The organism is Salinimicrobium catena, from assembly GCF_900102915.1.
In the GTDB taxonomy this organism is placed as follows: domain Bacteria; phylum Bacteroidota; class Bacteroidia; order Flavobacteriales; family Flavobacteriaceae; genus Salinimicrobium; species Salinimicrobium catena.
The window spans coordinates 15,442-33,212 of sequence record NZ_FNGG01000010.1 but is presented as its reverse complement, the minus strand read 5'-3'; the positions used below and the strand labels follow the sequence as shown (position 1 = coordinate 33,212).

At 41.8% G+C, this 17,771-nt stretch carries 20 protein-coding genes and 1 pseudogene; 8 read left to right on the top strand and 13 right to left on the bottom strand.

Going from position 1 to position 17,771, the window contains the following annotated elements:
- Positions 1–41: 41 nt before the first annotated feature.
- The gene (locus tag BLS64_RS13545) at positions 42–1,103 is read left to right on the top strand and encodes a hypothetical protein (protein WP_093114193.1); all 1,062 of its coding nucleotides are present in this window, start codon (positions 42–44) and stop codon (positions 1,101–1,103) included.
- A gap of 115 nt (positions 1,104–1,218) precedes the next feature.
- On the opposite strand, the gene BLS64_RS13540 is transcribed toward BLS64_RS13545, so the two are convergent.
- From BLS64_RS13540 to BLS64_RS13500, 9 genes are all read right to left on the bottom strand, one after another.
- On the bottom strand, positions 1,219–2,277 hold the full coding sequence (locus BLS64_RS13540) for a nucleoid-associated protein (protein WP_093114194.1): 1,059 nt from the start codon (positions 2,275–2,277) through the stop codon (positions 1,219–1,221).
- Positions 2,278–2,377: 100 nt separating this feature from the next.
- Entirely contained in the window at positions 2,378–2,887 is a 510-nt protein-coding gene (locus BLS64_RS13535; RefSeq protein WP_093114196.1) for an IS1096 element passenger TnpR family protein, read from the bottom strand.
- Positions 2,888–2,937: 50 nt separating this feature from the next.
- A complete protein-coding gene (locus tag BLS64_RS13530) occupies positions 2,938–3,951 on the bottom strand; it encodes a COX15/CtaA family protein (RefSeq protein WP_093114197.1) in 1,014 nt (337 codons plus the stop codon).
- 45 nt (positions 3,952–3,996) lie between these two features.
- Positions 3,997–5,412: a CCA tRNA nucleotidyltransferase gene (locus BLS64_RS13525; protein WP_093114199.1), complete on the bottom strand. Its 1,416-nt coding sequence runs from the start codon at positions 5,410–5,412 to the stop codon at positions 3,997–3,999.
- A 50-nt stretch (positions 5,413–5,462) separates the two neighbouring features.
- Positions 5,463–5,837 carry a GxxExxY protein gene (locus BLS64_RS13520; protein WP_093114200.1) on the bottom strand — a complete coding sequence of 125 codons (375 nt, stop codon included), beginning with the start codon at positions 5,835–5,837 and terminating at the stop codon, positions 5,463–5,465.
- 41 nt (positions 5,838–5,878) lie between these two features.
- The gene (locus BLS64_RS13515; RefSeq protein ID WP_093114201.1) at positions 5,879–6,445 is read right to left on the bottom strand and encodes an L-threonylcarbamoyladenylate synthase; all 567 of its coding nucleotides are present in this window, start codon (positions 6,443–6,445) and stop codon (positions 5,879–5,881) included.
- On the bottom strand, positions 6,435–7,544 hold the full coding sequence (locus BLS64_RS13510; RefSeq protein ID WP_093114203.1) for a glycosyltransferase family 4 protein: 1,110 nt from the start codon (positions 7,542–7,544) through the stop codon (positions 6,435–6,437). The genes BLS64_RS13515 and BLS64_RS13510 overlap by 11 nt, the downstream gene beginning before the upstream one ends.
- Complete coding sequence (locus tag BLS64_RS13505; RefSeq protein WP_093114204.1) at positions 7,541–8,470, bottom strand: glycosyltransferase family 2 protein; 930 nt, start codon at positions 8,468–8,470, stop codon at positions 7,541–7,543. Before BLS64_RS13505 ends, BLS64_RS13510 begins: the two co-directional genes overlap by 4 nt.
- Positions 8,457–9,530: a glycosyltransferase family 4 protein gene (locus BLS64_RS13500; protein ID WP_093114206.1), complete on the bottom strand. Its 1,074-nt coding sequence runs from the start codon at positions 9,528–9,530 to the stop codon at positions 8,457–8,459. The genes BLS64_RS13505 and BLS64_RS13500 overlap by 14 nt, the downstream gene beginning before the upstream one ends.
- A gap of 141 nt (positions 9,531–9,671) precedes the next feature.
- On the opposite strand from BLS64_RS13500, the gene BLS64_RS13495 reads away from it, so the two are divergent.
- Positions 9,672–10,319 (top strand): class I SAM-dependent methyltransferase, encoded by a 648-nt coding sequence (locus tag BLS64_RS13495; RefSeq protein ID WP_093114207.1) that lies wholly within the window; start codon positions 9,672–9,674, stop codon positions 10,317–10,319.
- A gap of 2 nt (positions 10,320–10,321) precedes the next feature.
- Positions 10,322–11,080, top strand: a complete 759-nt coding sequence (locus BLS64_RS13490) for a lipopolysaccharide kinase InaA family protein (RefSeq protein WP_093114208.1) — start codon at positions 10,322–10,324, stop codon at positions 11,078–11,080.
- Between the two features lie 13 nt (positions 11,081–11,093).
- On the opposite strand, the gene BLS64_RS13485 is transcribed toward BLS64_RS13490, so the two are convergent.
- The 4 genes from BLS64_RS13485 to BLS64_RS13470 all read right to left on the bottom strand — a co-directional run bounded on the left by BLS64_RS13485 (position 11,094) and on the right by BLS64_RS13470 (position 14,811).
- Positions 11,094–12,149, bottom strand: a complete 1,056-nt coding sequence (locus BLS64_RS13485) for a CDP-glycerol glycerophosphotransferase family protein (RefSeq protein WP_093114210.1) — start codon at positions 12,147–12,149, stop codon at positions 11,094–11,096.
- Position 12,150: 1 nt separating this feature from the next.
- Positions 12,151–12,831: a phosphocholine cytidylyltransferase family protein gene (locus tag BLS64_RS13480; protein ID WP_093114211.1), complete on the bottom strand. Its 681-nt coding sequence runs from the start codon at positions 12,829–12,831 to the stop codon at positions 12,151–12,153.
- 4 nt (positions 12,832–12,835) lie between these two features.
- Positions 12,836–13,918 (bottom strand): glycosyltransferase family 9 protein, encoded by a 1,083-nt coding sequence (locus tag BLS64_RS13475; RefSeq protein ID WP_093114213.1) that lies wholly within the window; start codon positions 13,916–13,918, stop codon positions 12,836–12,838.
- Positions 13,919–13,995: 77 nt separating this feature from the next.
- A complete protein-coding gene (locus tag BLS64_RS13470) occupies positions 13,996–14,811 on the bottom strand; it encodes a 2,3,4,5-tetrahydropyridine-2,6-dicarboxylate N-succinyltransferase (RefSeq protein WP_093114214.1) in 816 nt (271 codons plus the stop codon).
- A gap of 85 nt (positions 14,812–14,896) precedes the next feature.
- Between BLS64_RS13470 and ruvX the strand changes: the two genes are divergently transcribed.
- From ruvX to mazG, 5 genes and pseudogenes are all read left to right on the top strand, one after another.
- Positions 14,897–15,304 (top strand): Holliday junction resolvase RuvX, encoded by a 408-nt coding sequence (ruvX, locus tag BLS64_RS13465; RefSeq protein WP_093114216.1) that lies wholly within the window; start codon positions 14,897–14,899, stop codon positions 15,302–15,304.
- A 31-nt stretch (positions 15,305–15,335) separates the two neighbouring features.
- Positions 15,336–15,688, top strand: a pseudogene (locus BLS64_RS15480) (four helix bundle protein).
- 48 nt (positions 15,689–15,736) lie between these two features.
- Complete coding sequence (gene def / locus BLS64_RS13455) at positions 15,737–16,327, top strand: peptide deformylase (protein ID WP_093114218.1); 591 nt, start codon at positions 15,737–15,739, stop codon at positions 16,325–16,327.
- 61 nt (positions 16,328–16,388) lie between these two features.
- Positions 16,389–16,808: a DUF5606 family protein gene (locus tag BLS64_RS13450; RefSeq protein ID WP_093114220.1), complete on the top strand. Its 420-nt coding sequence runs from the start codon at positions 16,389–16,391 to the stop codon at positions 16,806–16,808.
- A gap of 119 nt (positions 16,809–16,927) precedes the next feature.
- Positions 16,928–17,722 (top strand): nucleoside triphosphate pyrophosphohydrolase, encoded by a 795-nt coding sequence (gene mazG, locus BLS64_RS13445; RefSeq protein ID WP_093114221.1) that lies wholly within the window; start codon positions 16,928–16,930, stop codon positions 17,720–17,722.
- Positions 17,723–17,771: the final 49 nt, after the last annotated feature.

The window sequence follows — 17,771 nt, the reverse complement described above, 5'->3', positions numbered from 1 at the left end:
GCTAAACCAAAAGAAGTCTTATTTTTGAGGAAAACCAAGGAATGGAAGAAAAACTGATGTCAAAAAAGAAGCCGTCTTTTCCCGTAAATGAACGGTTTCATAAATATTTGGCAAAGTATAACCGCAATATCAAGATCCCTGTGTTCTATGATGATCTGCTGCGGTTCTCCGGTTCCATTGTGGTCTATGACCAGCACGAGGAAGACACCTTCTGGGTGCGCTGTTATTACGCCGATCATGAGCGAAATGACATTGATAACAGCCTCAAACAGGTTTATACCATCCTGCATTCAGACGGTAGTGACGATTCGCTGGAATTCCTAAACGTGGACGCGATAGATTACTGCACCTTTGGAAATTCAAAGCCCTTCCGGATTAAGATCAGGAATGTACTTAATGACAGTTTTACCTATTTCTATGTAAAAAAGGCCGATGCTTCCCGCATCTACGGGCTTGAATTTGAACATATACTTTCCCCGCACCGTATCAACTTCCTTGTGTACCGGGACACTTTGATCGAAGAACACATAGCCGGCATCCCGGGAGATGTGTTCATAGACGATGAGTTGCCACACTGTGATGAACGGGCCAAGACCCAGATCGCAAAACAGTTCGTAAAGTTCAATGAGCGATGTACCATTCGTTTGCTGGGAGATATGAGATCGTACAATTATGTGATCATTCCTACTCACGACTTTGACCACGTGGAGTACCAGATACGGGCCATAGATTTTGATCAGCAGAGCTTTGAAGGTAGTTTGAAAGTTTACCGGCCGCAGTTCTTCAAGGAGAACTTCAAGATGGTACAGCTGGTATCGGATAAACTTCAGGATTCTTCCATAGAGCAATATAGGCGGGAAGAGCGTTCCTTGCTAGCCAAGAGGATCATCAATGCGCAGACGCGGTACAAAGAGCTCATGAGGTGTATTCTTAACGACCAGATCTCGAACGATGATAATGTAAGGCAGTTAAGAAAAGAGCTCTATGAATTTTCAAATGACATGAAATTCAAAAGAGCCCGTTCTATGGGGCAGATCCTGAGAACCGCCCTTGATTTCGTAAAAAGGAATTATGAAGACATTAATATGAAGAGACTGGTTTAAAGGTTGAAGGATTAAGGGCTAAGGAATAATAAGAAGAGGAGGCTCAAAAATAGCATTTTTGAGCCTCCTCTTTATTTTGATATATTTAATTTTGAACCCGGAATCTAAAATAGGTTTAGCTTTTGTTTTCTTTATTAAAATAAACCAGGTAGTAATACATTTGCCTTTCTTCATCCCAACCTTTTTCCACGAACTTTTCAGCCGATTCCGGATTTATGAAATCCATTTTGATCTGGATGTTCGTATCCAGGTTGATGGTATTTTTTATGGATTTCCTGGCAGCTGAAACCGCGGTGTTGGAAATTGGGAAATTAGTAAGGTCCTCGATCTTGTATTTTGGAGCCTTTTCTGTTTTGTAATTTTGGAATTCCGGAACGAGTGCCGGGTTATCAATAACTGAGTTTAGAAATGCTGTTTCCTCGAACTCATCATTCTTTGCAAAATAATCCACGCTTCGGTTCATGAACATGACCTCTTCCTTTTTATCTTCCGCAGGAAGGACCACGTCCTTAGCGAAATTCTGGCAAAACTTCAGGTATTTCTTGGTGTTGAAATTCTCATCGGCCAAAACATCCACTCCCAGGAAATTTTCCAGCCAGTATTTAGTGTCGTACTTGTTAGAATCAACCGAAAGGATCTTGTAACCCTCTTCGCGGTTCCTGTTGAAGATGAGTGCTCCTTTATCGAGTTTGTTCAGGTTGATCCCCTGCTGAATGATCATCTCCAGGATGCTTTCCTTTTCCTGGAACTGAAGAAAATCGTGCTTCAATTCAGATTTAAAGATCCCAATGGCATTGGTCTTTTCATTGTCGAGCATCACGTTATCGAAGAAAACCACGTAAACTTCCCCGCTTTTGATATGCGGGTGTGCCGATTGCTCAAAAAGCAAAGTGGTTATTTTCTTGGACTCTTCGTGTATCCCCTGCGGGTTGTCAAAGATCCTGTTGCAGATCTCATATAACGGATTGAACTCTATATCCACTTCATTTGAAAACTGGAAGTAATTTTCCTCTTTTTCACGGAAAGATTTCAGAAAATACTCCTTAATGAGCGGGGTGATCTCATCGTTGAGCTGAAAAGGTTGCGCAGAAAGAAAGATGTTCTCGTTGCGGCTTTTATTTCCCACGCGGTGAATAGATAACGAGTCAATGTGAGCGTTATATAAGTTGATCATATACGGTTATTTTTTTGCTTTTTTGACACAGGAATTTCCCGGCCGGTCGGCAAGATATTAAAAAAGAAAAAAAGATTTTTAGCTAAAATTTACCTGTCTCCTAATTCCAGTTTTCGTCAAAGGAAAGATCGTCGTATCCGTCAATATCAAAATCGTCGTCCATGTCGAGGCCCAGGTCATCTTCCTCTGCCTGGAATTCCTTTTCGGGGGCTGCTGTGGGTAACTGCCCGTGAACGAACATAAGGTTAGGATAATCCATTTGTGGATCGGGTTCCGCGATCTCGGCAAGTTCTACCAAAAACGTCCACATGCTCAGGAAATCGTATACATAAATGAGTTTTGTCTGTGACTCATCAACCACATCGTCAAGGGTGGTTTCGTTCATCAACCTGATAGAGCTTCCTCCTTCGGCCATATCGAACTGCGAAATTTCTTCGCCCTGGTTCCAGTCGTCGTCGCTGATGTAAAATGAAGCCATCTCGGTTCCGTCGAAGCCAAATGACTGTAAAATAGTGTTATGCAGATCCTCCAAAGTGTTGTCGGCCATAATTTCTATATCCCGAAACACATCCTCTTCCGCATCTAAAATAACTCTGAATCTGTATAGCATAAATCAAAAAATTGGTGTGCAAAGATACGTTTTTAGATAAGAAATCCCACCTATCGGCTAAATCTGTGCAGGGTAAAGGTCATGGCGGTCAACAGGAAAAATGCGCCTACCTGATGGGCCACTCCCAGCCACACCGGAACAGCATAGATCAAGGTGAGCACACCCAGCAAAAACTGGAAGAAAACAAGTCCTACCAGCCAATTGATTCCTCTTTTCTGCGGAAGGGTTAGCGTCATATTTCTTGATCTGTACCAGATGTATAGAATTACTGCGACCACTATGTATGCCAGGTAACGGTGCACGAACTGAACCCCGCTTTTACCTTCGATGAAATTCTTCCACACCGGATTTTGCTCTATAAATACCGTTTCATGGATCCATTCCCCGCCGGTCATTTTTGGCCAGGTGTTGTGGATCCATCCCGCGTCCAATCCGGCCACGAACGCTCCCCAAACTATCTGGAGCAGAAGAATGATCATTCCCACCCATAAAAGATTTCTGAAGCCTTTGTTCACAGCTTTTTTCTTCGGGTATAAAAGATCCATGGCTACCCAGAAAGCATAAGCAAAAGTGATAAAGGCGGTCATTAAGTGCGCGGCCAGCCTGTAGTGGCTAACTGCGGGAATGTCCACCAGTCCGCTCTTTACCATATACCAGCCCATGAAGCCCTGGAAGGCTCCCAAAGCCAGAAGGATCAGGGATTTCTTGAAAGTAGAGCTTGTAAGTTGTTTGGTGAATACGAAGTAGAGGAAAGGGATGATGAATACCAGCCCGATCACACGGCCAATCAGCCGGTGCAGCCATTCCCAGAAGTAGATCCCTTTAAAATCTTCAAGAGTGAAATGATAATGCAGCTTTTGGTATTCCGGGTACTGCTTGTAAAGCTCAAAAGCTTCGTTCCATTCCTGCTCGGTCATAGGCGGAATGGTGCCCGTAATAAGCTTATAATCTGAGATGGATAATCCTGAATTGGTAAGGCGGGTGATACCGCCAACGATGACCATGATGAAGATGAGGAAACAGCCGGTAAACAGCCAGTAAACCACTTTTTTATTGTCTTTCATTGCTGTAAAAAATAAGATAATTCATAGGGAGGGCTTTTAAACCCGTTATTGGGGTGTTAATCCAATTTCTTTACCTTTTTTAAGCATATATTCTCTGGCAGCTTCATATTCATTCGGGATCTCCCCTTCAAGTATAGCTTCTTTGATAGCGTCTTTTATGATCCCGATCTCCCGGGAAGGTTTGATGTTGAAGGTTTCCATGATCTCTTCTCCGGATACCGGCGGCTGGAAATTCCGCACATGATCGCGTTCTTCAACTTCCTTTATTTTTTTTCTGACCAGTTTGAAGTTATTGTGATACCTCCTGTAACGTCTCGGATTTTTGGTGGTGATATCAGCCTCGCACAGGGTCATCAGGTCTTCGATATAGTCTCCCGCATCAAAGATCAGCCTGCGTACGGCAGAATCTGTTACGTCCTGGGCCAGGACGATAGGGCGGGAGCTCATGAGAACCATTTTTTGAACGAACTTCATTTTCTCGTTCAATGGCATTTTGAGGCGTTTGAACAGCTTATACACCATTTTTGAACCTACGAACTCATGACCGTGGAAGGTCCAACCAAGGTTGTCATCGAACTTTTTTGTAGGCGCTTTCCCAATGTCGTGAAGCAGGGCGGCCCATCGCAGCCAAAGATCATCAGTGTTTCCAGAAATATTGTCAACCACCTCTAAAGTGTGCCAAAAGTTATCCTTGTGGCGCTGTCCTTCTATTTCATCAATACCTTCAAGAGCAGTTAGCTCAGGAAGAATGAACCTTAGAAGTCCGGTCTTGTGCAAATGGCTGAATCCTACCGAAGGTTTTTCTGAAAGCAGGATCTTATGCAGTTCCTCAACGATGCGTTCCTTGGAAATGATCTTTATCCTGTTCTTGTTGCGGGTAATGGCCTGTAAGGACTCTTTTTCTATTCTGAAGCCAAGTTGCGATGCGAACCTGATTGCCCGCAGCATACGTAATGGATCGTCCGAATAGGTGATATCAGGATCTAGCGGAGTGCGAATTACTCCCGCACCCAGGTCTTTAAGTCCGTCAAAAGGATCAAGCAGGTCGCCGAAAGTTTCCTCATTCAGGCTTAGGGCAAGGGCATTAATGGTGAAATCCCTGCGGTTCTGGTCATCTTCAAGCGTTCCGCTTTCTACTTCGGGATTACGGCTTTCTTCGGAATAACTCTCTTTTCGGGCACCCACGAATTCCACTTCCAGGTCATAGGCGCGCAACATGGCAGTGCCGTAATTTTTGAAGATCTGCACTTTGGGCTTATGCGGAAGCAGTTCTGAAACCTTTTTGGCCAGCTCAATTCCGCTTCCCACGGCCACCACATCAATATCTTTGTGCTCACCGCGTTGTAAGATATAATCGCGAACAAATCCGCCTATCACATAGCTTTCCAGCTGAAGTTCATGGGCTGCACGAGAAATTACTTTAAAAATATTGTTGGTTAATGCCTGTTTGTAATTGTTCACTTATTTTGTTTTTACCCTGCTATTTTTTTGCCACGAATTCACGAATGCTATTATAAAATGATCCTTCGATGGTCAAGCAGATCTTTGTGAAAATTCGCTAAAATAGCCAGTCGACAGCTTGATACTTTCAGATAATTCAGGCATTGAGAAATATGTTTGTCATGTAAATTATCTACAGATTTTACTTCAAGAATGATTTTGTCGTAAACCACAAAATCAGCATAGAACTTATGTGGGAGAATATGATCTTTATACTGAACAGCATATTCCTTTTCCCGATTGTACTTTATGTTCCTTGATCGGAACTCATACTCTAAAGCATCCTTGTAAACTATTTCTGAAAAACCACTTCCTATATGATTATACACTTCAAACAGAGCCCCTACAACAGCGTAACTTTCGTCTTTGTACAGGATGTTGGCCATATTATTCGTGTATTCGTGGCGTTTTTAAAATCTATAGACCTTTACTTCCTTATGACCTGCACCTTTCCGTCATTGCTCAGCTTGATGATAGCCGAGGGTTTAGCGGTCTTTTTTGACTGCTGCAAATTTACTACATAGTCCACACCTTTTAAAATTTCAGGAGAGATTTCATGGAAGGATTCCGGGGTGGGTTCCCCGCTGATATTTGCAGAGGTAGAAACCAGCGGCCGTTTCATTTTCCTGATGAGTTTTTGACAAAATTCATCCTTGGTCACCCGAATGCCCAGGGTGTTATCTTCACCTACTAAATTCTCTGCAACCCTTATAGGCTTGTCGTAAATGATAGTAGTGGGTTTAGCCGCATATTTTAGAATGTCATAAGCTACCTCTGGCACTTCTTCAACGAACTGGTTGAGCATCTTAAAGTCTGAAACCAGGCAGATCATCGCCTTTGTCTCACTTCTCTTTTTCAACCGGTATATCTTATCTATCGCGTCTGCATTTGTCGAATCACATCCAATTCCCCATACAGTATCTGTAGGGTAGAGGATGATGCCACCTCTTTTTATAACTTTTAGTGCGTTATTGATCTCTTCATTAAAGTCCATAGACGATCTTTTTATATTCGGCCAGTGTTTTTTGGGCCATTTTTGTAGTGGTGTAATTTTCCAGTAAAGCTTTACGCGATCTTTCGGTGATCGCTTTCATTTCTTCCGGATTGTTCTTCACGTGCAAAATTAAGTCACTCAGTTTTAAAAAGTCGAATTTATCTGCCAGAAAACCGGTTTCTCCATTTTTGACAATTTCTGGAATTCCAGCCACGCTGGTGCTAACTACGGGTGCTTTATGGTAAAAGGATTCATAGATCACCTGGGGCATCCCTTCATTAGAGGAGGTGATGAGGGTAATGTCAAATTGTGGCAAAAAATTGGAAGCTCTGGGAGTGTAGCCTAAAAAATGCACATTCTGCTCAAGATTCAGCTCTTTTACCTTTTCCTGCAGGGCAGCAGTACGTTCAGTAAAAGTACCGATCTGTATAAAGTGAAAATCTTTAAGTCCCTTCTTGTTGATCAGATGATCTGCGACCTGAATAAAGGTTTCCAGACTTTTAGCCCTGTGATGATTGGCGATATTTCCAATGATGGTATCCTGAGGAGCTAAATCGAATTGTTCTCTCAACAGGAAAGAGGTTTTATCGCTTTTATTGTCAATGCGGGTGCCGTGATAAATGGTTTTTAGTTTCTCCTTATCTTTTACAGCCTCTGCCATAATGTCTTTTGTATGATTGGAAACACACAGGTACTTCTTGATCTTGGGGTAGTTGTACTTATAAAGGGTTTGCTTTCTCTTTTTGACCGGAAAGGAAATCTTTTTACTGAAAACAAAAGGGGGCAGGTCAAAGAATTTATCCGCAAAAACGGCAAGGGCCATTGCCCGCGGATCATGTAGATGAATAAGATCGATTTTTCGGGATTTACACAGGCTTCCAATTTTATAAATAAAGCGCGGATCGAAATTCACTTTTAAGGGCGCAGTCTCATGATCAAGTTCGGAAACTGTTAATCTCTGATGAAATTTTTTGCCCCGGGTACACAAGATGAGATTAGTTACCTCGGGATTGGACCTTTGAAGTTCCAGGCAAAGATTTTCGATATGATTTTCACCTCCACCCCAATTTTTGACTGCCGAAATGTGTAGAATGTTCATGGTTTGATTGGCTGTTTATTCTTAATCGATTCGGAAATATTAGCTCCTCTTAACAACACTTTCCATAAAGGAAAATAGTGAGGTTTTACAATAGAAGTGAAGAAATATCTGATTTGTAGGTGAGTCAAAAGGATCTTATAAGCCCAAAAACCATAATGCTTCCGAATGTTGTACAGCAAGGAGAGCTTTAATTCTGTCTTCATGACCACATTTTTTTTGGTGCTGGCTCCTTTAAAGTGAATATACTGTACATCTGGTATTAAGTAAGTGTTTTTATTCCTTTCTTTCAGTAATCTTCGACAAAGGTCAGATTCTTCATAGTAAAGGAACAAATTAGTATCAAATCCTCCAATTGCATTAAAATCTTCTGTTCTTGTAAACATGAAAGAACCCTGAACGTAGTCTGCTCTTGTTGGTTTATCGTAAAAGACCTTTCGGTTAAGGAATTTCTTTGGAAATAAAAACTCAAGTATCGGCCTTCTAAGAATTTCCCTGGGAACAGAAGAAAAATGATCAATCGTCATCCTAAATTTATGATCCTCGTCAAGCATTTGGGGAGAACATACTCCTACATACTCATGTTCTTCCATGAATTTGAATAGCTTGCCAAAGGTGTCCTCTTCAGGCAATAAAGTGTCATTGTTGATAAAGGCGTAGTACCTGCAAGGGGAACAATGCTGCACTCCCATCATATTTCCTCCTCCAAACCCAACATTTTGTTTACTTTTTACTAAATGTAAATTCGAAGTATTAAGATCTTTGATCCCCTTTTCCAGTTTGAAGTAGTCTTCTTTTTCAGAAGCATTGTCAACTACTATTATCTCATAAGATATTTTACCTTTATGAGTGGCTAGAATGGAACGAATACAATTTAAGGTGTATTCAGAAGTGTTATAGTTTATGATTATGCAGCTAATATCTATCATGAGGGGGAAGAATTAATACAGCTTTCCAGTTGTGTGCGAGGATCTCTGGGAAGTACTCATGTGATTTTACAATACAATTCTTAGATCTCTCCTCCTTATTTACTGAATTGTGCAGTAGGTAGTCCACCATTTCAGAAACTTTTCCTTCTTCAAAAAGATATCCGGTATCGTTGGAAATAATTTCACAAGGACCGGTGTGCTGTGAAGCTACAGGAATTGTTCCCTGAGACATCGCTTCAATTATTACCATACCAAATAATTCTTCCCAGTTCTTCTTTTTTTTACTGTTAAGCAGAAGGAATTGGTGAGATGCAAACTCTTTTTTTAGCTCAGTTTTATTTTCTACAAATTCCCTGTAGAAAATATTTCGATTTTCTAAAGCAAATTTTTTCACCAGTTCACTAAGCTCTCCTTTCCCTATAACAGTGAATATCGCATCTTCATGATGGGAAAAATATTTTAGAGCTTCCTCAAGTCCCTTCTGAGGTACCAGACGACCTACAAAAATAAAACTGTTCTTTTTTCTTTCTAAAACGGGAATTTCCTTGAATTGAGGTGCTAAGGAGTGTGCTACAACAGTTATTTTGTCAGCTGGTAGATCATAATTTTTTAGCATGCGCTCTTTTCCTGTTTGGGTAACAGAAAAAATATGAAGACTTTTTTTCTCGAGAAAAAAAGTCCAGGCTTCGAATACTTTCTGTGAGTTCTTTTTGGTTTTTGGGTGAAATGTTTTGTCCCAATGAGCCCAGGATGTATGGTAATAAACACAATGGTTCTTTAGTAATTTAAGCAGAAACAGAAGTTTGTGATCAAAAGGAGCTATTCCCAGTACTATTTTTTTATTCCTGCTAAAAAAAAGATCCAGCAGGAAAATAAAATTAATGACCTGTTTTTTTAAGGTAGGTAGATCAAAAGATCTTAAAGCTTTAAATATCTTGGTGAAAATGGAGAATTCACGATATTTTACTACCCCCGAATTTTGCTTCAACAGTTGATCAAGAGCAGTATAATGATTGTTTGCTCCCTGTTTATGCAGGACGTAAATAGTATCGTGCTTCATAAAATCCAAATTTCGGTGGCAAATATACCCTTTATATTGATCACTTTATAATAGCGAATCCTTGCTGTAGAAATAAGGATTCGGTAATATTATAAACTATAATGTTTGTTTAGGAGGCAATTCTCCTATATTTGTTGAGAAATGGATTACCAAAACAAATCTGAAAGATATTATTCCAAAGTTCGTCAGGAGATGAAAAAATATCTGCCTGAAAATGCGGAAAGAATAATTGATGTAGGATGTGGTAATGGTTCTTTTGCAAGTGGCATTAGGAAAGAATCGGGAGCCGAGGTCTGGGGTGTGGAATATACTCAAGAAGGAGCACAGGAAGCTGAAAAGGTGCTTGACAAGGTTTTTTCAGGTTCTTGTGAAGAAAATCTGAAATCCTTACCAGATCATTATTTTGATGTGGCATTTTTCAATGATGTTTTGGAGCATATGCCTGATCCGGCAAAATTACTCAGTGAATTCAAATTAAAAATGGCTCCTGGAGGCATTGTTATTAGTTCCATCCCTAATATTAGATATCACAATGCTCTTCTTCCCATTTTATTTAAGAAAGACTTTAGGTATAAAAGTTCGGGGGTAATGGATTATACTCATTTGCGCTTCTTTACCAGTAAAAGCATTACAAGATTGTTTGAGGAGCAGGGGTATGAGGTAATTGTGCACGAAGGCATTAATAGGAGTAAATCTCTGAAACCTGTGCTTTATAATATTCCACTTCTATTTACGCAAATGGATATTTTTTATCCGCAGTTTGCGACTGTCGCAAAAGTTGTTAAGTAAGCATGAATTTTATTGTTTCCAATAAGCATACTTCTAAAGAGCGAGAAATTCTTGCCCTGCTGCAGAATTTCGAAAACCAGGGAAAGCTCTTCGGAAATGGGGCACGTAATAAGATCAAGATCTTTAACCTTGATGGGCAGGAAGTGAACATTAAATCCTTTAAAGTTCCAAACCTGGTAAATAAAATAGCTTATCGCTTCTTTCGAAAATCCAAGGCGCAACGCTCATTTGAATATGCTCACCAACTGCTTGATCGCGGAATTGGAACTCCATATCCCGTTGCTTACGCCGAAGAAAAGGATGGCTTGCTTTTTAAAAAGAGCTTCTACGTAAGCGAGCATTTGCAAAGCGACCTTACTTACCGCACTCTTGTGCAACAACCCGATTATCCCGAAAAGGAAAGGATCCTGCGGGCTTTTACCCGGTTTACCTATGAGCTGCATGAAAAGGGAATTCAGTTCCTGGATCATTCGCCGGGGAATACGCTGATCAAGTTGAATGGAGGAGATTACCAGTTCTTCCTGGTAGACCTTAACCGAATGAACTTCAAAACCCTCTCTTTCGAGGAGCGGATGAAGAATTTCTCCCGGCTTACTCCCGAAAAGGGGATGGTAGCCATTATGGCTTCAGAATATGCTGAATTGAGCAATAGGCCCGAAGCTGAGGTATTTGAAAAGATGTGGGGATATACAGAGGAATTTCAGCAAAAATTCCTGAAGAAAAAGCGGTTAAAGAAAAAACTGAAGTTCTGGAAAAAATAAACGGTTGAAAAGGTTATTTCCTGAACCTTTTCTTTTTTCTCTTGAACATCCGGTTCATTTTTCTCCTTCTTAAGAAAGGCAGTCTTCTTCTTTCGGGAACACCATTCTCTGCAATGTATCCTTCTATGGCTTCGACCATTCTTTCGGCAGATCTGCCGTCATTATAAGGATGGTATTCTTCGATCACCGTTTGCCTCTCCTGTCTAAACTCGTCTTTTTCCAGGTTTGCGGCGACTCTTTCGGTTAAGCCTGAATATTCTTTTTGATCGTCCCACAAGATCTTTTCTGAATTGTTCCGGAAAGTGATAACAGGTTTATCCAGCAGAAGGAATTCGTATACCACAGAAGAAGTATCGCTGATCAAAAGATCCGCCATCAGCAGGTATTTGATGATGTTAGGCTCCTCTTCGAACAAAATGTTTTCTTTCGTGGCAGCAAGCTCTTTGTATTGTGTGATGGTTTCAGCGGCCATCAGGTCGTGAAACTTGATCACCACGAGGTATTCCTTGTTTTCTGCCAGCCTCTCCATTTCCTTCAGAAGGAACGGGGCAGAAGTGAGGGATGGGGAAAAAGTAGGTGCGTAAAGCAGCACTTTTGAAGCTGCATGAGATTCTAGAAGTTGTTGTTTTTCTTCCCTGTACTTATCAGCGTCTTTTCCGTAGATATCCAGTTTCGGCCACCCGGTCTCTATTACCTCAAAATTGCGGTGTCTTCTTTTCAGGCGGTTGAACCTTCGGGTAAAATACGGGCCCTGGGTTAGGTACAGGTCAAAGTAATGACGGATCCTGAAATGTCCTTTTTTCTCTCCGGCCAGCCCATGGAAGATCTGCACTTTTACTCCCCGCAAATAATGCGGCACTTCGTTGCCCGGACAAATAATGGCATCGCTTTCAAAGGCGGTGAGTTCTTCCAGGTCGAAAGTGTGCGGTTCCTTTGCAAAAGGAAATTTTCCCGAAAGGTTAGGAGTCAGGAACCACAAATACTCGTAATTCTTTTCCTTTAGAACCTGCATGATGGGTTCCATGATCCCGAAGGCGTAAGGATTCTGGCAAAAGAAAGTGAACTTCATATTAGAACAAATTATTGGCGGCTTCGAGATCTTCCTTGAAATCGACCTCCATGCATCTGAATTCAGAAATATCCACAGCCTTAACTTTTAGGTCATTTTCGGCAATAGCCATTTCTATTCCTCTTTCAAAATAATCGTTATCATCGCAATTTTCAAGCTGCTCAATGAACACCGGCATATCTTCGCGTGAAATGAAATTTATTCCCACCGCTTCGCCAAGGCCGTTCTGCACCTGCTTGGAAAGTTCGTCAATAAAGCCATTTTTAAGGGTGTATTTTACCTCTTCCTCTGCCACCCTGGAGGTGTTCACAGAGACAAAGGAGTTCTTTTGTTCGATCTCTTTATTTAAAACCGAAAAAAGTTCGGCGTCAAAGATCACGTCGCCGTTGATCCACAAAACATCCTCATTTCGGTATTTTTTCAAGGCTTTCAGTAGACTTTTCGAGGTGTTGGTGGCGTCAAAGAACTGGTTGTAGATGTAGGTAAGGTCAGGGAAACGTTCCATGATCAGGTCCTTTTTAAACCCCACCACTACAGAAATATCATGCTCATTGAAATTTTGCGACAAATTTTCCACCTGGCGCTCCATGATGCTTTTTCCTCCTTTTAGCGGAGTAAGTGGCTTCGGAAAAGGGTTTCCAAGGCGGGAGCCAATACCTGCAGCTAAAATAATGATCTTCATAATGTTATTTTTGCTCAGCTTTTTTCGCCGAGGTTATCTGGTTCAAAAACTTTTCAAGAGAGGCGAAGATAAGGTTTGGTTCCAGCAGTTCATAAAAACGGCTGCTGTTTTTTGCGATCTCCTTTTTATCAAGCCCTTTTAGAGCGTTACTGTGATCGTTAAGGTGTACCGAAACATTTCGGGTGCCGTCTTCATAGATGCTCCAGTTCTCTTTCTTGATCTGCGGAGAAAAAATGGAAAATGTAGGAACATCAAGGGCTTTGGCGATGTTCACCGCGCCGCCTTCGTTCCCTATCAAGGCATCGCAGTGGTAAGTGATGGCCATGAATTCCCTGAGGCTGCTGCCAAAAACCTCAAAAAAGATGTTCTTTCTGGTTTCCGGTTTACACAGGTTAAAGATCTCTTTTGCTTCTTCTGCCTGCTTCGGAATGTAATTGAACAGCAATTGTGAATCGGTTTTCTGAACGATGAAATCCAGTACCTGTGCCATGTATTGGTGCGGATAGGTCTTCGCAGCCGAACTGCCCAGAATCCCGGACATGATCAAAGGTCTGCTGAAGGAAATGCCTTCCCGTTCAAGCATATTTTTCGCTGCTTCTTTTTCAGCAGCTGTCAGGTAGATCTTTGGCTTTATCTCTGCCGGAAAGCCTTTTTCGAGCCCGGTCAAAAGATGCATTCTGTTCTCAATGGCATATCCGGCGTTGGTTTCCAGGTGGCTTTTAGGCCTGAAAGTATCCGTATATGCTCGGCGGGTATACCATTTGTGATAGGAGATCTTTTTTTCAGCTTTTGAAAAAACATTGAAAAGCGCCGTGTTGATCTTGGAATAAACATCTATCACGACGTCATATTCGTTGTACCTGATCTTTTTCAGGAAAGAAATGAACCCTTTCAGTTTCTGGTCCTTTTCGGGATCAAAAAGCAGGAACTTATCTACGTATGGATTGTTCTCTACTACCGGGAGCGTGTGTTTGTAGATGAGATAATGCAATTCAGCGCCCGGAAATTTCTTACGCAGGGCTTCAAAAAGAATAGAGGAGGTGAGCACATCCCCGATCATTTTCTGCTGAATTACCAGTATTTTCATCTTAGCTTTAAATAAAAACTTCCGGGGAAAAGCTATTTTCAAGCCTTTTCTCCGGAAGCTTCAGTTCTTATTAGGTTTTATACAGCCACATTGTACTCTCTCAAGGCATCGTTAAGCGACGTCTTTTTGTTGGTGCTCTCCTTGCGTTTTCCGATGATAAGGGCGCAGGGCACCTGGTATTCCCCTGCAGGGAATTTTTTGGTGTAGCTTCCCGGGATCACTACAGATCGTGCAGGAACCAGTCCTTTCATTTCAACAGGTTCCTCGCCGGTAACGTCAATGATCTTTGTGGAGGCCGTAAGCACCACATTGGCACCCAACACGGCTTCTTTTTCCACTTTTACACCCTCTACCACAATGCTTCGGGAGCCTAAAAAGGCATTGTCCTCAATGATCACCGGCGCAGCCTGAAGCGGCTCTAAAACTCCGCCAATTCCAACACCACCGCTAAGGTGTACGTTCTTGCCAATCTGCGCACAGCTTCCTACAGTGGCCCAGGTATCTACCATAGTGCCTTCATCTACATAAGCGCCAATGTTCACATAGCTCGGCATCATGATCACGCCAGATGATATATAGGCTCCATGCCTTGCCACGGCGTTAGGAACCACACGTATCCCTTTTTCCTTGTATCCGTTTTTCAACGGGATCTTGTCATGGTATTCAAAAATTCCGGCCTCCAAAGTTTCCATTTTCTGAATCGGAAAATACAGCACCACGGCCTTTTTAACCCATTCGTTCACCTGCCAGCCGTCGGCAGTTGGTTCAGCTACCCGTAGCTCTCCGGAATCCAAAAGGTCGATCACCTTGCGTATCGCTTCGGTGGTTTCGGTTTCTTTAAGAAGTTCCCGGTTATCCCAGGCTTTGTTTATGATAGTTTCTAATGATGTCATTTCAGTGTAATTTTGGGCAAAGATAATAGCTTCAGGGCAATTATTGGACTCATCCCGATTTAAACCTTATCTTTGCGAAAAAATTATGGCAAGGATCCTGGCACTGGATTTTGGAACCAAACGCACCGGCATCGCGGTCACCGATGAGCTGCAGATCATAGCCTCGGGCCTTACCACTGTGCCTACTTCGGAATTGCTACAGTTCCTTGAAAAGTACTTTTCCGAAGAAGATGTCGAGCTGGTACTAATGGGTGAGCCCAAGCAAATGAACAATACGGCTTCAGAAAGTGAAGTGAATATTTCAGAATTCCTGAAGAAGTTTACCGAAAAATTTCCGCAGAAAAAGGTGGAAAGGGTAGATGAGCGGTTCACTTCCAAAATGGCATTCCAGACCATGATCGACAGCGGCCTCAAGAAGAAACAGCGAAAGAACAAGGCGCTTGTAGACGAGATTAGTGCGACGATCATATTGCAATCCTATCTTTATAAATGATTATTTTATATTGAATATTTAATATTAGATCATGAAGGAAGTAATAAAACAACGATCAAATTCTTTCACACATAAATGTGTAAAGCTTGCAATAGAGTTGCCCAAGAGTAAGCTGGGCAACCATATTGAGGGGCAATTAATAAGAAGCTCTACTTCTGTTGCGGCAAATTACAGAGCGGCATGCCTGGGACAATCTAAAAGGGCATTTATTTCTAAATTAGAATAGTAATTGAGGAAGCAGATGAGTGTATCTTTTGGCTTGAATTTTTAAGAGATGAAGGTATGGCAAAACACGAAGATTTTAACGAGGCCCTGAAGGAAGCCAAAGAGCTAACTTCAATTTTTATTGCCTCCCGAATAACTGCCTTAAAAAACATTAAATAGGCTTCAGAAAAAGTCAATATAAAATATTCAATATACAATAATCAATTAATGATACTACCTATAATCGCATACGGAGATCCGGTTTTAAGAAAGAAAGCTAAAGAGATTCCGCAGGATTACCCAAAATTAAAAGAACTTATCGAGAACATGTGGGAGACCATGTATGGTGCCTACGGGGTTGGTTTAGCGGCCCCACAGGTGGGACTTCCCATTCGTTTGTTCATGATAGATACCTCACCTTTCGCTGAAGATGAAGATCTGAGCGAAGCCGAAAGAAAGGAGCTTGAGGGCCTTAAAAAGGTATTCATTAACCCCACTATTCTTGAGGAAACGGGAGACGAATGGGCTTTTAGCGAAGGCTGTCTTAGCATCCCCGACATTCGGGAAGACGTTTTTAGAAAACCCGATATCGCCATTGAATATTACGACGAGGATTTCAACAAGCATACAGAAAATTATACCGGCCTTGCCGCACGCGTAATTCAGCACGAGTATGATCATATTGAAGGGATCCTATTCACCGATAAGCTGAGCAGTCTTAAAAAGAGACTTATAAAAGGAAAACTGGCCAACATTTCAAAAGGAAAGATCAATGTGGATTACCGCATGCGCTTCCCGGCGGTAAAAAAAGCACGCTGATTCGTTTTGTTTTTTAGCGCCTACGTGTGATATTTGCTGTCCTTAAAACTTAAAAAAACCTATGAAATTAGATAAAGTGATGTCTATCTCGGGAAAACCGGGATTATATGAATTAAAAGCCCAGACCCGTGGCGGATTTGTTGCAGAATCAATGCTTGACGGAAGAAAACTTACCGTGAACCTGCGTCACAACGTGAGCCTGTTGAGCGAGATTGCCATTTACACTTATACTGAAGAAGTGCCTTTAAGAGAGGTTTTTCAAAAGATAAAGGAAAAAGAGAACGGGGGAGAGGCTATTAACCACAAGGAATCCAAAGCCAAACTGGAAGAATACTTCAGCGAAGTTTTGCCCGAGTATGATGAGGACAGGGTCTATGCCAGCGACATCAAAAAGATCGTGCAGTGGTACAATCTTTTGATCAGCAAAGGCTATGATGATTTCAGCGCACCTGAAAAAGATTCAGCAGACGAAGAAGAATAAGATCTTTTCTTATAGTATACAGACCGGCTGAAATATGTTTATAATACCTTCAGCCGGTTTTTTATTTCCGGAAGGTTCCAAAAAAGCTCCTTAAATTGCCATTTTTAAAATCAATGTCCATGAATTCACGTGAAGATAAACTCAAAGCCTTTGACCGACTGCTAACCATAATGGATGAACTGCGGGAGCAATGCCCGTGGGACCGGAAGCAGACCATGCAGTCTTTGCGGCACCTCACCATTGAGGAGACCTATGAACTGGGAGATGCCATTCTTGATAACGACCTGCAGGAGGTGAAGAAAGAACTGGGAGACCTCTTGCTGCACATTGTCTTTTATTCAAAAATAGGAAGCGAGACCAAAGATTTTGATATAGCCGATGTGGCCAATGAGATCTGTGAGAAATTGATCAGCAGGCACCCTCACATTTATGGTGATGTTTCTGTAGAGAATGAAGAGGATGTGAAGAAGAATTGGGAACAGTTAAAGCTGAAGGAAGGTAAAAAAAGCGTCCTGGAAGGTGTGCCTAATTCCCTGCCGGCCCTGGTCAAAGCGAGCCGCATTCAGGATAAGGTGGCAGGAGTGGGTTTTGACTGGGAAGAGCCGCAACAGGTTTTTGAAAAACTGAAGGAAGAGCTGGAAGAACTGCAGCATGAAGTAGAGGAGGAGAACCGGGAAAAGATCGAAGCAGAATTCGGCGACGTGCTTTTTAGCATGATCAATTATGCCCGCTTCTTAAAAGTGAATCCTGAAGATGCCCTGGAAAGAACGAATAAGAAATTCATCAAACGTTTCCAGTACCTGGAGCAGAAGGCAAAGGAACAGAATAAGAACCTGAAGGATATGACCCTGGCCGAAATGGATGTTTTCTGGGAGGAAGCAAAAATGCCTTTAAGACGAAATTCATCTCAATAAAAAACCCTGCATCTTTACATGCAGGGTTTTTCTTTGTTTGAACTTAACC

Bases quoted from the DNA above. Each gene is read 5' to 3' on its own strand.
- BLS64_RS13545 (WP_093114193.1), top strand. From the start codon at position 42: ATGGAAGAAAAACTGATGTCAAAAAAGAAGCCGTCTTTTCCCGTAAAT.
- BLS64_RS13470 (WP_093114214.1), bottom strand. From the start codon at position 14,811: ATGACATCATTAGAAACTATCATAAACAAAGCCTGGGATAACCGGGAA.
- BLS64_RS13485 (WP_093114210.1), bottom strand. From the start codon at position 12,149: ATGAAGTTCACTTTCTTTTGCCAGAATCCTTACGCCTTCGGGATCATG.
- BLS64_RS13540 (WP_093114194.1), bottom strand. From the start codon at position 2,277: ATGATCAACTTATATAACGCTCACATTGACTCGTTATCTATTCACCGC.
- BLS64_RS13495 (WP_093114207.1), top strand. From the start codon at position 9,672: ATGGATTACCAAAACAAATCTGAAAGATATTATTCCAAAGTTCGTCAG.
- BLS64_RS13475 (WP_093114213.1), bottom strand. From the start codon at position 13,918: ATGAAAATACTGGTAATTCAGCAGAAAATGATCGGGGATGTGCTCACC.
- BLS64_RS13480 (WP_093114211.1), bottom strand. From the start codon at position 12,831: ATGAAGATCATTATTTTAGCTGCAGGTATTGGCTCCCGCCTTGGAAAC.
- BLS64_RS13535 (WP_093114196.1), bottom strand. From the start codon at position 2,887: ATGCTATACAGATTCAGAGTTATTTTAGATGCGGAAGAGGATGTGTTT.
- BLS64_RS13500 (WP_093114206.1), bottom strand. From the start codon at position 9,530: ATGAAGCACGATACTATTTACGTCCTGCATAAACAGGGAGCAAACAAT.
- BLS64_RS13515 (WP_093114201.1), bottom strand. From the start codon at position 6,445: ATGGACTTTAATGAAGAGATCAATAACGCACTAAAAGTTATAAAAAGA.
- ruvX (WP_093114216.1), top strand. From the start codon at position 14,897: ATGGCAAGGATCCTGGCACTGGATTTTGGAACCAAACGCACCGGCATC.
- BLS64_RS13450 (WP_093114220.1), top strand. From the start codon at position 16,389: ATGAAATTAGATAAAGTGATGTCTATCTCGGGAAAACCGGGATTATAT.
- BLS64_RS13530 (WP_093114197.1), bottom strand. From the start codon at position 3,951: ATGAAAGACAATAAAAAAGTGGTTTACTGGCTGTTTACCGGCTGTTTC.
- BLS64_RS13520 (WP_093114200.1), bottom strand. From the start codon at position 5,837: ATGGCCAACATCCTGTACAAAGACGAAAGTTACGCTGTTGTAGGGGCT.
- BLS64_RS13490 (WP_093114208.1), top strand. From the start codon at position 10,322: ATGAATTTTATTGTTTCCAATAAGCATACTTCTAAAGAGCGAGAAATT.
- BLS64_RS13510 (WP_093114203.1), bottom strand. From the start codon at position 7,544: ATGAACATTCTACACATTTCGGCAGTCAAAAATTGGGGTGGAGGTGAA.
- def (WP_093114218.1), top strand. From the start codon at position 15,737: ATGATACTACCTATAATCGCATACGGAGATCCGGTTTTAAGAAAGAAA.
- mazG (WP_093114221.1), top strand. From the start codon at position 16,928: ATGAATTCACGTGAAGATAAACTCAAAGCCTTTGACCGACTGCTAACC.
- BLS64_RS13505 (WP_093114204.1), bottom strand. From the start codon at position 8,470: ATGATAGATATTAGCTGCATAATCATAAACTATAACACTTCTGAATAC.